This window comes from Variovorax sp. P4_B10, assembly GCF_056402375.1.
In genome coordinates this window covers 23,173-37,173 of record NZ_JBFUHN010000039.1, presented here as the reverse complement: position 1 = coordinate 37,173, position 14,001 = coordinate 23,173, and the positions used below count along the sequence as shown (strand labels likewise).

The window sequence follows — 14,001 nt, the reverse complement described above, 5'->3', positions numbered from 1 at the left end:
ATCAGCCAACCCACTTCCGCGCGTTGCGCCAGATCTGCATCCACGGGCTCAACTCGCTCTTGTCGCCCGGCGTCCAGCTCATCTGGATGTTGCGGAACACGCGCTCCGGGTGCGGCATCACCGCGGTGAAGCGGCCGTCCGGCGTGGTCACCGAGGTCAGGCCGCCCGCACTGCCATTCGGGTTGAACGGGTACTGCTCGGTGGCCTTGCCGTGGTTGTCGACGAAGCGYATCGCAGCGATGGCCTTGGCTTGGTCGCCGCGGTGCTTGAAGTTGGCGTAGCCCTCGCCGTGCGCCACCGCGATCGGCAGCCGGCTGCCGGCCATGCCCGCAAAGAAGATGCTGGGTGATTCGAGCACTTCGACCATCGACAGGCGCGCCTCGAAGCGTTCGCTCTGGTTGGTGGTGAAGCGCGGCCAGGCTTCGGCGCCCGGGATGATGTCGGCCAGCTCGGCGAACATCTGRCAGCCGTTGCACACGCCGAGGCCGAAGGTGTCTTCGCGGCCGAAGAAGGCCTTGAACTGCTCGGCCAGGCGGGGATTGAAGGTGATGCTGCGCGCCCAGCCGATGCCGGCGCCCAGCGTGTCGCCGTAGCTGAAGCCGCCGCAGGCGACCACGCCCTTGAAGTTGGCGAGGTCCGCCCTGCCCGTCTGCAGGTCGGTCATGTGCACGTCGTAGGCCTCGAAGCCTGCTTCGGTGAAGGCGTAGGCCATCTCGACGTGCGAATTGACGCCCTGCTCGCGCAGGATGGCGACCTTGGGGCGCGACTGCAGGATGGCCGGGGCCGTCGGCTGGTTCGGCAGGAACACGTGCATGCCCGGATCGGAGGGCTCGCCCGCCGCGGCGTGCTCGGCATCGGCACAGGCCGGGTTGTCACGCTCGCGGGCGATCTTCCAGCTGACCGAGTCCCAGACCTGATGCAGGTCCTGCAGGCTCGCACTGAACACCGACTTGGCATCGCGCCAGATTTCAAGCTTGCCCTTGCCGGCGTCCATGGCCGAACTGGCGGGCCGTGTCTTGCCGACGAAATGGCTGTGGGCACTGAGGCCGTGGGTGCGCAGCACCTGCATCACGTCGTTGCGTTCGGCCGTGCGCACCTGCAGCACCATGCCCAGCTCTTCGTTGAACAGCGCCTTGAGCGTGAGCTCCTCGCGCCGCGCGCTGACCTGCTGCGCCCAATTCTTGGCGTCGCCGGTTTCCATGCGGCTGTCCGAAATGCCGTCGCCCTCGGTGACCAGCATGTCGACATTGAGCGCCACGCCCACATGGCCCGCAAAGGCCATTTCGCAGGCGGTGGCGAACAGGCCGCCGTCGCTGCGGTCGTGCATCGCGAGGATCTTGCCGTCGGCGCGCAGCGCGTTCACGGCGTTCACCAGCGCCACGAGCTGCGCCGGATCGTCGAGGTCGGGCACGGTGTCGCCGCTCTGGCCGAGCGTCTGCGACAGGATGCTGCCGGCCATGCGGTGCTTTCCGCGGCCCAGGTCGATCAGCACCAGCGTGGTGTCTGCCTCGGCCGCATCGAGCTGCGGCGTGAGCGTGCCGCGCACATCGGCCAGCGTGGCGAAGGCGGTCACGATCAGGCTGACGGGGGATGTCACCTTCTTGGCTTCCCCGCCGGCCTTGTCATCCTTCCACTGCGTGCGCATCGACAGCGAATCCTTGCCGACCGGAATCGACACGCCCAGCGCCGGGCACAGCGCCAGGCCCACGGCCTTGACGGTCTCGTACAGCGCGGCGTCTTCGCCGGGTTCGCCGCAGGCGGCCATCCAGTTGGCCGACAGCTTGACGCGCGAGAGTTCGATCGGCGCGGCCAGCAGGTTGGTGATGGCCTCGGCCACGGCCATGCGGCCCGAGGCCGGCGCGTCGAGCGCGGCCAGCGGCGTGCGCTCGCCCATGCTCATGGCCTCGCCGGCAAAGCCCYTGTAGTCGGCCAGCGTCACGGCGCAATCGGCCACCGGCACCTGCCAGGGGCCGACCATCTGGTCGCGGTGGCTCAGGCCGCCCACGGTGCGGTCGCCGATGGTGATCAGGAAGCGCTTGGAGGCCACGGTCGGGTGCGCGAGCACGTCGATGGCGGCCTTCTGCAGGTCGACGCCGGTGAGGTCGAGCGGCTTGAAGGTGCGAGCGACGGTCTTGACGTCGCGGTGCATCTTGGGCGGCTTGCCGAGCAGCACGTCCATCGGCATGTCGACGGGCTGGACTTCGGCGCCTTCATCGGCCACCAGCAGCTGGCGCTCCTCGGTCGCCACGCCGACCACCGAGAACGGGCAGCGCTCGCGCTCGCAAAACGCCTTGAACTGTTCGAGCGATTCCGGCGCAATGGCCAGCACATAGCGCTCCTGGCTTTCGTTGCACCAGATTTCCTTCGGCGCCATGCCCGACTCCTCGAGCGGCACGGCGCGCAGGTCGAAGCGCGCGCCGCGGCCGGCGTCGTTGGTCAATTCGGGGAAGGCATTGCTCAGGCCGCCCGCGCCCACGTCGTGGATCGCAAGGATCGGGTTGGCCGCGCCCTGCTGCCAGCAATGGTTGATGACTTCCTGGGCACGGCGCTCGATCTCGGGGTTGCCGCGCTGCACCGAGTCGAAGTCGAGCTCGGCCGCATTCGCGCCGGTCGCCATCGAGCTCGCGGCGCTGCCGCCCATGCCGATGCGCATGCCGGGGCCGCCGAGCTGGATCAGCAGCGAGCCGGCCGGGAACTGGATCTTCCGGGTCTGCGTGGCATCGATGCTGCCGAGGCCGCCCGCGATCATGATGGGCTTGTGGTAGCCGCGCTGCACCGTGTCGAGGTCGCTCGCGATGGTCTGCTCGTATTCGCGGAAGTAACCCAGCAGGTTGGGCCGGCCGAATTCGTTGTTGAACGCGGCGCCGCCCAGCGGGCCCTCGGTCATGATCTGTAGCGGGCTGGCGATGTGCTCGGGCTTGCCGTAGTGGCCCTCTTCCGGCCAGAGCTTCGATACGGTGAAGCCGGTCAGGCCGGCCTTGGGCCTGGAGCCGCGGCCGGTGGCGCCTTCGTCGCGGATCTCGCCACCCGCGCCGGTCGAGGCGCCAGGGAACGGCGAGATGGCGGTCGGGTGGTTGTGCGTCTCGACCTTCATCAGCACATGGCTCAGGGCGCTATCTTTTTGATAGCTTTGCGAGTCCGAAGCCGCGACGAAACGCTCGATCGACGAGCCCTCCATCACCGAGGCGTTGTCCGCATAGGCGATCACCGTGTGCTGCGGGTTCTGCTTCTCGGTGTGGCGGATCATCGAGAACAGGCTTTGCGGCTGGGCCACGCCGTCGATGGTGAACTGGGCGTTGAAGATCTTGTGGCGGCAGTGCTCGCTGTTGGCCTGGGCGAACATCATGAGTTCGACGTCGCTGGGGTTGCGGCCCAGGCGGGTGAAGGCGTCGACGAGGTAGTCGATCTCGTCCTCGGCCAGCGCCAGGCCGAAGCCGGTGTTGGCGGCCACCAGGGCCTCGCGGCCGCCGGTCTGCACATCCACCTGCGCCATCGGCTGGGCCGGCAGCTCGCTGAACAGGCTGGCCGCCTGCGCGACGGTGGCAAGCACCGATTCGGTCATGCGGTCGTGCAGCGGAACGGCCACGGCCGCCAGCGTATCGCCCTCGATCACGGGCGCCTTGCCGATCAGCGGCGCCTTGAACTTGAGGTGGTACTGGGTGACGCGTTCGACCCGGCGCAGCGCCAGGCCGCAGTTGTGGGCGATGTCGGTGGCCTTGGAAGCCCAGGGCGACACGGTGCCCAGACGCGGCGTGACGACCACCGAGGTGCCCGCCTTGGCCGGCGCCTCGAAGGGCTCGCCGTAGGTCAGCAGCGCGGCAAAACGCTCATGGTCGGCCGGGCTCAGCGCCGCATCGGTGACCACCAGGTGCACGAAACGGGCGGCGATGCCCTCGATGCGCGGCTCGATGGCCTGCAGCTTCGGCAGCAGTTGCCGCGCGCGGAATTCGCTGAGCGCGCTGCCGCCCTCGAACAGGGTTACGACGGGAAGGGCTTGAAGTGCGGGCTGCGTCACGGTCGATGGGGCCTCGGGGGCCGCGTTGGGAATCAAGGAATCTGGGCGGATGGCCGCTGACTGGGGTCATCCGCGTTAACCCGGAATTTTAGCTTGGTGAATGGGATAATTCGGGGATGAGCATTACCTACAAAGACGCAGCGGGCATCGAGGCCATGCGCGTCGCCTGCCGCCTGGCCTCCGAGGTGCTGGACTACCTCACGCCCCTGATCAAGCCTGGCATCACGACCAACGACGTCGACCGGCTCGCCGCCGAGTACATGGTCAAGCAGGGCACCACCTCCGCGACCGTGGGCTACATGGGCGCCAGCAGCGTGCCGTTTCCGAAGTCGCTCTGCACCTCGGTGAACCACGTGGTATGCCACGGCATTCCCAATGACAAGCCCCTGAAAAAGGGCGACATCATGAATGTCGACGTGACCGTCATCAAGGACGGCTGGTTCGGCGACAACAGCCGCATGTACGTGATCGGCGACGCCTCCATCGCGGCCAAGCGCCTGTGCAGCATCACCTTCGAAGCCATGTGGCACGGCATCCTGCAGGTGCGCCCCGGCGCGCACCTGGGCGACGTGGGCCATGCGATCCAGAAATTCGCCGAAGGCCAGGGCTTTTCGGTGGTGCGCGAGTTCTGCGGCCACGGCGTGGGCCAGCGCTTCCATGAAGAGCCGCAGGTGCTGCACTACGGCCGCCCGGGCACGATGGAAGAGCTCAAGCCCGGCATGATCTTCACCATCGAGCCGATGATCAACGCCGGCAAGCGCGACGTGAAGGAAGACTTCAAGGGCGGCCAGTACGACGGCTGGACCATCGTCACGCGCGACCATTCGCTGTCGGCCCAGTGGGAGCACTCGGTGCTCGTCACCGAAACCGGCTACGAGGTGCTGACGCTGTCCGAAGGCAGCCCGCCCCTGCCTTCGTTCGTCACCTCGACCAAGACCTGACGCGCGTTCGCGCCCCCGGGCCATGATCGAAGCAGCCAAGATCGACGTGGCGATGCTGCGCGAAGCCTATCGCGCGAAAAAGCTCGCCCTGTTCGACACCCTGCGTTTTGCGCGCGCGCCCACCCGCAGCGTGCACACGGTGCTGCGCCAGCTCTCGGCGCTGGCCGACCGGACGCTGTGCACCCTGTGGCAGGAAGCCGATTTCGGCGATTCGCTGACGCTGGCCGCGGTGGGCGGCTTCGGCCGCGGCGAGCTGTTTCCGTATTCCGACGTCGACGTGCTCCTTCTGCTGCCGCCCGAAGGCCATGAGAGCGCGATCGATCCGGCCCGCATCGAGGCCTTCATCGGCCATTGCTGGGACGCCGGGCTCGAAATCGGCTCGAGCGTGCGCACGCTCGAAGAATGCCTGGCCGAGGCCGAGAAGGACGTCACCGTCCAGACCTCGCTGCTCGAGGCCCGCCTGATCGCGGGCGATAAGAAGCTCTTCACCGCCTTCCGCCGGCGCTTCATCCGGGCCATCGACCCGCAGGCCTTCTTCGTCGCCAAGTCGCAGGAAATGCGGCACCGCCACCAGAAGTTCGACAACACGCCCTACGCGCTGGAGCCCAACTGCAAGGAATCGCCCGGCGGCCTGCGCGACCTGCAGACCATCCTCTGGATGACCAAGGCCGCGGGCTTCGGCAACCGCTGGGACGATCTTGCCAAGAACGGCCTCGCGACCTCGTTCGAAGCGCAGCAGATCAAGCGCAACGAGGCCCTGCTCTCGCTGATCCGCGCCCGCCTGCACGTGATTGCCAACCGGCGCGAAGACCGCCTGGTGTTCGATCTGCAGACCGCCGTGGCGGCGAGCTTCGGCTACGAGGGCGAATCGCAGCGCAAGTCCAGCGAGGCGCTGATGCGGCGCTACTACTGGGCGGCCAAGGCGGTGTCGCAGCTCAACCAGATCCTGCTGCTCAACATCGCCGAGCGGCTGCAGCCGCAGGGCGAGCAGCCCACGCCGATCAACGAGCGCTTCTACGAGCGTGCCGGGCTGATCGAGATCGCCAGCGACGACCTCTACGAGCGCGAGCCGCATGCCGTGCTCGAGACCTTCCTGCTCTATCAGAAGACCATCGGCGTGAAGGGCCTGTCGGCCCGCACGCTGCGCGCGCTCTACAACGCGCGCCATGTGATGGACAGCAAGTTCCGCAACGACCCGGTCAATCACCAGACCTTCATGCGCATCCTGCTGCAGCCCTACGGCATCACGCACGCGTTCAGGCTCATGAACCAGACCTCGGTGCTGGGACGCTACCTGCGGGTGTTCCGCAGCATCGTGGGGCAGATGCAGCACGACCTGTTCCACGTCTACACGGTGGACCAGCACATATTGATGGTGCTGCGCAATGTGCGGCGCTTCTTCATCGCCGAACACGCACACGAATACCCGTTCTGCTCGCAGCTCGCGGCGGGCTGGGACAAGCCGTGGATCCTGTATGTGGCGGCCCTCTTCCACGACATCGCCAAGGGCCGCGGCGGCGACCATTCGACGCTCGGCGCGCGCGACGTGCAACGCTTCTGCAAGCAGCACGGCATTGCGCGCGAAGACTCCAGGCTGATCGAATTCCTGGTCGCAGAACACCTGGTGATGAGCCAGGTGGCCCAGAAACAGGACCTGAGCGACCCCGAGGTGATCGGCGCCTTCGCCAAGCGCGTGGGCAACGAGCGCTACCTCACCGCCCTCTACCTGCTGACGGTGGCAGACATCCGCGGCACCTCGCCGCGCGTGTGGAATGCCTGGAAAGGCAAGCTGCTCGAAGACCTGTACCGCTTCACCCTGCGCGCACTCGGCGGCCGCATGCCCGACCCCGACGCGGAAGTCGAATCGCGCAAACGCGAGGCCCTGGTGCAGCTCGCCCTGCATGCCCAGCGCTTCGAGGCGCACAAGACCCTGTGGGACACGCTCGACGTCGGCTACTTCATGCGGCACGACGCGACGGAGATCGCCTGGCACGCCAAGCAGCTCTCGCGCTTCGTGCCGCCGCCGAACGTGCCGGTCGACCCGAAGGCGCCGCCCATCGTGCGCGCCCACCTGTCGCCGGTCGGCGAGGGCCTGCAGGTCGCGGTCTACACACCCGACCAGCCCGATCTGTTCGCACGCATCTGCGGCTACTTCGACCAGTCGTCGTTCAGCATCCTGGATGCCAAAGTTCACACCACGAGCAACGGCTATGCGCTCGACACCTTCCAGGTCGTGACCACCTTCCAGCCCGACCACTACCGCGACCTGATCAGCATGGTCGAGTCGGGCCTGGCACAGACACTGACCGAAGCCGGCGCCCTGCCCGCGCCCAGCATGGGCCGGGTGTCGCGCCGGGTGCGGAGCTTTCCGATCAAGCCGCGCATCAGCCTCGTGCCCGACGACAAGGCCCAGCGCTGGGTGCTCAGCATCTCGGCCAGCGACCGTGCCGGCCTGCTGTACTCGGTGGCCCGCGTGCTCGCGCGCCATCACCTGAACCTGCAGCTTGCCAAGGTCACGACGCTGGGCGAGCGCGTGGAAGACAGCTTTCTGATCAGCGGACCCGAGCTGCAGGGCCAGAAGACGCAGCTCGCGATCGAGACCGACCTGATGGAAGCGCTGGCGTCCTGAGCTGCCGGTCTAGCCGCAATGCGCGCCCACGATGCGCCCCGTGGGTTCGACCTGGACATTGAGCCGCGTGGCGTCCTGTGCCGGGCCGGCGGTCTCGGCCGCCGGCACCGTCCGGGCAGCGCGCGCGCCGGCGCGTTGCCGCATCTCTTCCAGCAACGACTGCGTGGCGCGCAATCCGAGCCCGAAGCGGACAGCGGCGGCCTGGCAGCTCTCCGGCGGCGGCGCGAAGCTCGGCGGCTCCGGCACCTCCGAGGTCAATGGCCGATCCTTGGGAGGCGCCTGGCAGCCAGCCAGCAAAAAGGCCAGGGCCGACAGGCAGATCCAGTCTCGGCCATTCTTCATCCACATCTTTTCTTGCTCCTTGGACTTGGTCGTCAATAGCGTATGCTGAAAGCGATGCGTCCAGCATAGGTCCAACGATCTCACATTCGATGACACCGAATTCCGACACCGTTTTCCTGATCGACGTCGACAACACCCTGCTCGACAACGACTGCGTCATTGCCGACCTCCGCGCGCACCTGGAGCAGACCTTCGGCGCCGAGAGCGCCAACCGCTACTGGGCGGCCTTCGAGGCGTTGCGCACCGAGCTCGGCTACGTCGACTACCTCGGCGCGCTGCAGCGCTACCGGGCCGAGGAAAGCCAACGCGGCATGAGCGATTCGCGGCTGCTGCTGATGTCGAGCTTTTTGATCGACTATCCCTTTGCCGACCGGCTGTATCCAGACGCCCTCGACGCCTTGAAGCATCTGCGGCGCCATGGCCCCACGGTAATCCTGTCCGACGGCGACGTGGTGTTCCAGCCACGCAAGGTGCAGCGCTCGGGCCTCTGGGACGCGGTCGAGGGCCGCGTGCTGATCTATGTGCACAAGGAGCAGATGCTCGACGCCATCGAGGAGTGCCATCCCGCCAGGCACTACGTGATGGTCGACGACAAGCTGCGCCTGCTCTCCGCCATGAAGGCGATCTGGGGACCGCGGCTCACCACCGTTTTCGTGCGGCAAGGCCACTATGCGCTCGACACGCAGGCCATTGCCGCCTACGCGCCCGCCGACATCACCATCGAACGCATCGGCGACCTGATCCACCTCGACGACTGGCCCACGAAATGAGTCAAAAAACCAATCCCCTCGCGGGCCAACCCGCGCCCCTCGACCTGCTTGTGAACGTACCGCGCCTCATCTCGGCCTACTACACGGGCCGGCCCGATCCGTCGGTGCCGGCGCAGCGCGTGGCCTTCGGCACCTCGGGCCATCGCGGCTCGTCCTTCGACGACGCGTTCAACGAATGGCATGTGCTGGCGATCAGCCAGGCCATCTGCGATTACCGCAGGCAACAGGGCATCGACGGGCCGCTCTTTCTCGGCATCGATACGCATGCGCTCTCCACGCCCGCCTTCGGCAGCGCGGTCGAGGTGCTGGCGGCCAACGGCGTCGAGCTGATGCTCTCGAAGGACGACGAGTACACGCCGACGCCGGCCGTGTCGCACGCGATCCTGGTCTACAACCGCGGGCGCACGACCGGGCTGGCCGACGGCATCGTCATCACGCCCTCGCACAACCCGCCCGAGAGCGGCGGCTTCAAGTACAACCCGCCGAATGGCGGCCCCGCCGGCACCGACATCACCTCCGCCGTCGAGGCTGCCGCCAACAAGATGCTGGCGAACAAGCTCGAAGGCGTGAAGCGCATGCCGCTCGCGCAGGCACTGCGCGCGCCAACAACGCACCGGCACGACTACTTGAACACCTATGTCGAAGACCTGGCCCAGGTGCTCGACATGGACGCCATCCGCGGCGTGGAGATCGACCTCGGTGTCGACCCGCTGGGCGGAGCCGGCGTGCACTACTGGCCGGCCATTGCCGAGCGCTACAAGCTCAAGCGGCTCCACGTGCTGAACCAGGAGGTCGACCCGACCTTCCGCTTCATGTCGCTCGACTGGGATGGCCGCATCCGCATGGACCCATCCTCGCCCGACGCGATGCACAAGCTGATCGCGCTGAAAGACCGCTTCGGCATCGCCTTTGCCTGCGACACCGACCACGACCGCCACGGCGTGGTCACGCGCAGCGCGGGCCTGATGCAGCCGAACAGCTATCTCGCGGTGATGGTCGACTACCTCTACACGCACCGGCCGCAGTGGCCCGGCGATGCAGCCGTCGGCAAGACGGTGGTGAGCAGCCAGATGATCGACCGGGTCACGGCCCGGCTGGGACGCAAGCTCTACGAAGTGCCGGTGGGCTTCAAGTGGTTCGTCGACGGCCTGGTCGATGGGTCGCTGGGCTTCGGTGGCGAGGAAAGCGCAGGCGCGACATTCCTGCGTCGGGACGGCTCGGCGTGGACCACGGACAAGGATGGCCTCGTGCCCGCCCTGCTCTCGGCCGAGATCGCCGCGCGCACCGGGCGCGACCCGGGCGAGCGCTATGCCGAGCTGACCGAAGCGCTGGGCCGGCCGGTGTCCGACCGCGTGGACGCGGCGGCCACCGTCGAGCAGAAGAAGCGGCTGTCGAGCCTGTCGCCGCAGCAGGTGAGCTCGACCGAGCTGGCCGGCGACAAGATCCAGGCCGTGCTGAGCCACGCACCGGGCAATGGCGCGGCCATCGGCGGCGTCAAGGTCGTGACCGAGAACGGCTGGTTCGCCGCCCGGCCCTCGGGCACCGAGAACATCTACAAGATCTACGGCGAGAGCTTCAAGGGTGCGGAGCACCTGGGGCGCATCCTCGAAGAGGCGCAGCAGCTGGTCGACAAGGCGCTGTCGGCGGCCTGAGACGGCATCGGTCGGCAGTCCATGAAAACGCTGGTGCTGCGCCTGAACCCGGGCGACGACTTGCGGGCCGCGCTCGATGCCGCATTGGCGAAAAGCGGAGGAACCGCAGCCTTCGTGCTCTCGGGCATCGGCAGCCTGCGCGGCGCATCCATTCGCTTCGCGGGTGCCGAGACTGCGACACGGATCGAAGGCAGTCTCGAAATCCTCACGCTCTCCGGCACGCTGTCGCCGGACGGCTCGCACCTGCACATCGGCGTATCGGATGCGGCGGGCAAGGTCAGCGGCGGCCACGTTGCGCCGGGCTGCGTGGTGCGCACCACGGCCGAGATCCTGTTGGCGTGGCTGCCCGAATGGCAGTTCGCGCGCGAGATCGATCCGGTCACCGGTCATGCGGAGCTGGTGCCAGGAAGCGCCTTGCCCGCCTGACCTTCGCGCGGCACCTCAGCGTGCCCCTTCTCCAAGCCTCCGCTCCAGCCACACGCTGTAGCGCGAGAGCCCGAAGCACAGCACCCAGTACACCGCGGCGATGAACAGGTAGCCCTCGAGATAGAAGGGCCGCCAGATCGGATCGCCGCCAAGTGCGAGGCCCAGCGCGCCGGTCAGCTCGAACAGGCCGACCACGGTGACGAGCGAGGTGTCCTTCAGCGTGCCGACCACGCTGTTGGTCAGCGCCGGCACCACCAGGCGCAGGGCCTGCGGCAGCACGATGTCGCGCTGCACCGGCCAGCGGCCGAAGCCCAGCGCCATCGCCACCTCGGTCTGCCCGCGCGGCACGGCCTGCAGGCCGCTGCGGATGATCTCGGCCAGATACGCCGCCACGAACAGCGTGAGGCCCGCGAGCACCCGCACCAGCACATCGGGCTGCCAACCCGCAGGCCACAGCAGCGGCAGCAGGAACGACGCCATGAACAACACCGAGATCAGCGGCACGCCCCGCACCAGCTCGATGTAGCTCGCACTCAGCGTGCGAACCACGGGCCAGCCCGAACGCCGGCCCAGCGCGAGCAGCAGCGCCAGCGGAAAAGACAGGGCCAGCCCCACCACCGCGAGTCCGATCGTGAGCGGCAAGCCGCCCCAACGACTCGTCGGCACATCGATCAGCCCCATCACCCCGCCGCGCATCAACAGCACGAACAGCAGCAGTGCCACAACCCACAACGGCACCAGCCACCAGCGCCAGCTGCGCGGCCAGGCGCTCAGCATGGTCACGGCGGACAGCACGATCACCGCGATGGCTGGACGCCATTGCTCTTCATAGGGAAAGCGCCCAAACAGCATCGGCCGCCACTTCTCGGCCACCACGCCCCAGCAGGCGCCGTGCTGCACCGCGCGGCAGGCCTCGGCATCGGGTCGGAACACCGCATGCACCACGGCCCATTCGACCCCATGAAAGCCGGCCCATGCGAGCAATGCGATCAACACCACCGTGGCCAGCGCGCGCACCGGCGAACCCCAGAGTTCACTGCGCCACGCGATCGGACCTTGCGCGACGTTTCTCATCGCCAGCCTCTGAGCGCGACGCGCGCGTTGTAGCGGTTCATGCCGAAGGAAATCAGCAGCGACAGCAGCAGGTAGACCGCCATGATGATCGCGATGCACTCGAAGGCCCGGCCGTTCGAGCCGATGGTGGTGTTGGCGACCGACACCAGTTCCGGATAGCCCACGGCCACGGCCAGCGACGAATTCTTGGTGAGGCTCAGCAATTGATTGGTGAGCGAAGGCACGATCACCCGCAGCGCCTGCGGCAGGATCACGATGCGCAGCTGCTGCACCGACGACAGGCCCAGCGCCTGCCCCGCGAGCACCTGTCCCTGCGAGACCGACAGGATGCCGGCACGCACGATCTCCGCCACGAACGCCGCCGAATAGAAAGACAGGCCCGCAACGATGGTCACGTACTCGGGGCTCAGCGCAGCGCCACCGCTCACGCCGAAGTCACCGCGCTCGGGCCATTCGAAGTGCGTGGGCCACCAGCCGCCCTCGCCCGCCATGGGCCATGGCACGCTGAGGCCGCCCTTGCTGAGCCACACGCCGGGCAGCAGCCGAACGGGTTCGGTCGGATCAGGCAGCAGGTTGGCCATTGCAAAGGCCAGCATCAACAGCTGCACCAGCAGCGGCACATTGCGCAGCAACTCGACATACGCGGTGCAGATGCCGCGCAGCAGCACATGCGGCGCGAGCCGGCCGATGCCGATCAGCGTGCCGAGCACGACCGAGAAAATCGCCGCGGGCACAGAGGCCCGCACCGTGTTGATCAGGCCCGCGAGGAAGGCGCGCCAGAACGGCTGGCTGGCATCGAAATCGAGCCAGCCCTCGCTGATCGAAAAGCCCGCAGGCTCGGTGAGAAAGTCGAAGCCGGAGCGAACACCGCGTGCGCGCAGCACCTCGAGCGCGTGATGCACCACCCAGAAGGCACCGGCCACAACGGCCAGCACCAGCAGCACCTGGACGATCCAGGCCAGCCAGGCGCCGCGGCGCGAGGCCTCCGGATTCATCGAACCGGGGGTGCGTAGATCAGGCCGCCCTTGTTCCAGAGGTTGTTGGAACCGCGCGGCAGCTTGAGCACCGACTTCGGCCCGACGTTGCGCTCGAACACCTCACCATAGTTGCCCACGGCCTTGATGGCGCGGAACGACCAGTCCTTGTCCAGGCCCAGCAGCTTGCCGAGGTCTTCGCCGGTGCCGACCAGGCGCTGCTGCGCCGGGTCCTTGCTGTTGGCCTTGAGCTCGTCGGCATTGGCCTGCGTGACGCCGAATTCTTCGGCCTCGATGAGCGCGTTGGGCACCCACTTGGCAATGGCGAACCATTCGTCGTCGCCGCGGCGCACCAGCGGCGCGAGCGGCTCCTTGGAGATCAGCTCGGGCAGGATGACGTAGTCGTCGGGGTTCGGCGCTTCCTTGTTGCGCAGGCCCGCCAGCGCCGAGGCGTCGGTGGTGAAGGCCTGGCAGCGGCCCGAGAAGAAAGCCTTGAATGAGGCCTCGAAGCTTTCGAACACGACCGTTTTGACCGGGATGTTCAGGCCACGAAAGTAGTCGGAGACGTTCTTCTCGTTGGTGGTGCCCGACTGCGTGCAGATGGTGGCGTTCTTGAGCTGCTTGGCGCTGGTCACCTTGAGCTTCTTGGGCACCAGGAAGCCCTGGCCGTCGTAGTAGGTGATGGTGGTGAAGTTGAAGCCCAGCGAGGCGTCGCGCGTCAGCGTCCAGGTGGTGTTGCGCGCGAGGATGTCGATCTCGCCGGCCTGCAGTGCCGAGAAGCGCTGCTGCGAATTCAGCGGCACGAAGTCGACCTTCTTGGGGTCGCCGAGCACGGCGGCCGCGATGGCGCGGCAGGTGTCGACGTCGAGGCCCGACCAGTTGCCCTGCGTGTCGGGGGCGGAGAAGCCCGCCACGCCGTTGGTCACGCCGCACTTGACGGTGCCGCGCTGCTTGACGGCGTCGAGCGTCTTGCCTGCGAAGGCCGGCGCGGCGGTGGCCAAGGCGACGACGGATGCAACGGCGAGCAGCGCCGGGCGGAATCGGTTCTTCATGTGTGTGTTCTCCTCAACAGTCAACGAAAGGCAGTGTACGGGGCGGCGCGCCGCCGCGCCAAAGAACGGTCCGTTGGATGCATATGCACGCCCATTGGCAATACCATACGGCCCTTTATCAACTCC

General features: G+C 67.4%; 10 protein-coding genes. 5 read left to right on the top strand and 5 right to left on the bottom strand.

Going from position 1 to position 14,001, the window contains the following annotated elements; all coding sequences use genetic code 11:
- Position 1: 1 nt before the first annotated feature.
- The gene (purL, locus tag AC1DXX_RS18880) at positions 2 to 4,015 is read right to left on the bottom strand and encodes a phosphoribosylformylglycinamidine synthase (protein WP_478135757.1); all 4,014 of its coding nucleotides are present in this window, start codon (positions 4,013 to 4,015) and stop codon (positions 2 to 4) included.
- A 116-nt stretch (positions 4,016 to 4,131) separates the two neighbouring features.
- On the opposite strand from purL, the gene map reads away from it, so the two are divergent.
- Positions 4,132 to 4,956, top strand: a complete 825-nt coding sequence (gene map / locus AC1DXX_RS18875; RefSeq protein ID WP_478135735.1) for a type I methionyl aminopeptidase — start codon at positions 4,132 to 4,134, stop codon at positions 4,954 to 4,956.
- A gap of 22 nt (positions 4,957 to 4,978) precedes the next feature.
- Positions 4,979 to 7,585 carry a [protein-PII] uridylyltransferase gene (locus AC1DXX_RS18870; protein WP_478135734.1) on the top strand — a complete coding sequence of 869 codons (2,607 nt, stop codon included), beginning with the start codon at positions 4,979 to 4,981 and terminating at the stop codon, positions 7,583 to 7,585.
- A 9-nt stretch (positions 7,586 to 7,594) separates the two neighbouring features.
- Here AC1DXX_RS18870 and AC1DXX_RS18865 read toward each other — a convergent pair whose 3' ends face one another.
- A complete protein-coding gene (locus AC1DXX_RS18865) occupies positions 7,595 to 7,927 on the bottom strand; it encodes a hypothetical protein (protein ID WP_478135733.1) in 333 nt (110 codons plus the stop codon).
- An 89-nt stretch (positions 7,928 to 8,016) separates the two neighbouring features.
- On the opposite strand from AC1DXX_RS18865, the gene AC1DXX_RS18860 reads away from it, so the two are divergent.
- The 3 genes from AC1DXX_RS18860 to AC1DXX_RS18850 are packed head-to-tail and all read left to right on the top strand — an operon-like array spanning position 8,017 to position 10,775.
- A complete protein-coding gene (locus AC1DXX_RS18860) occupies positions 8,017 to 8,697 on the top strand; it encodes an HAD family hydrolase (protein WP_478135732.1) in 681 nt (226 codons plus the stop codon).
- Positions 8,694 to 10,349: a phosphoglucomutase (alpha-D-glucose-1,6-bisphosphate-dependent) gene (gene pgm, locus AC1DXX_RS18855; protein WP_478135731.1), complete on the top strand. Its 1,656-nt coding sequence runs from the start codon at positions 8,694 to 8,696 to the stop codon at positions 10,347 to 10,349. The genes AC1DXX_RS18860 and pgm overlap by 4 nt, the downstream gene beginning before the upstream one ends.
- A 21-nt stretch (positions 10,350 to 10,370) precedes the next feature.
- Positions 10,371 to 10,775, top strand: coding sequence for a PPC domain-containing DNA-binding protein (locus AC1DXX_RS18850; RefSeq protein ID WP_478135730.1), 405 nt, complete (start codon positions 10,371 to 10,373; stop codon positions 10,773 to 10,775).
- 15 nt (positions 10,776 to 10,790) lie between these two features.
- Here AC1DXX_RS18850 and AC1DXX_RS18845 read toward each other — a convergent pair whose 3' ends face one another.
- From AC1DXX_RS18845 to AC1DXX_RS18835, 3 genes are read right to left on the bottom strand one after another with little or no spacing between them, the layout of a single operon-like run.
- Positions 10,791 to 11,849 carry an amino acid ABC transporter permease gene (locus AC1DXX_RS18845; RefSeq protein ID WP_478135729.1) on the bottom strand — a complete coding sequence of 353 codons (1,059 nt, stop codon included), beginning with the start codon at positions 11,847 to 11,849 and terminating at the stop codon, positions 10,791 to 10,793.
- Positions 11,846 to 12,844 carry an amino acid ABC transporter permease gene (locus AC1DXX_RS18840; RefSeq protein ID WP_478135728.1) on the bottom strand — a complete coding sequence of 333 codons (999 nt, stop codon included), beginning with the start codon at positions 12,842 to 12,844 and terminating at the stop codon, positions 11,846 to 11,848. Before AC1DXX_RS18840 ends, AC1DXX_RS18845 begins: the two co-directional genes overlap by 4 nt.
- Positions 12,841 to 13,875, bottom strand: a complete 1,035-nt coding sequence (locus tag AC1DXX_RS18835; RefSeq protein WP_478135727.1) for an amino acid ABC transporter substrate-binding protein — start codon at positions 13,873 to 13,875, stop codon at positions 12,841 to 12,843. The genes AC1DXX_RS18840 and AC1DXX_RS18835 overlap by 4 nt, the downstream gene beginning before the upstream one ends.
- Between the last annotated feature and the right edge of the window lie 126 nt (positions 13,876 to 14,001).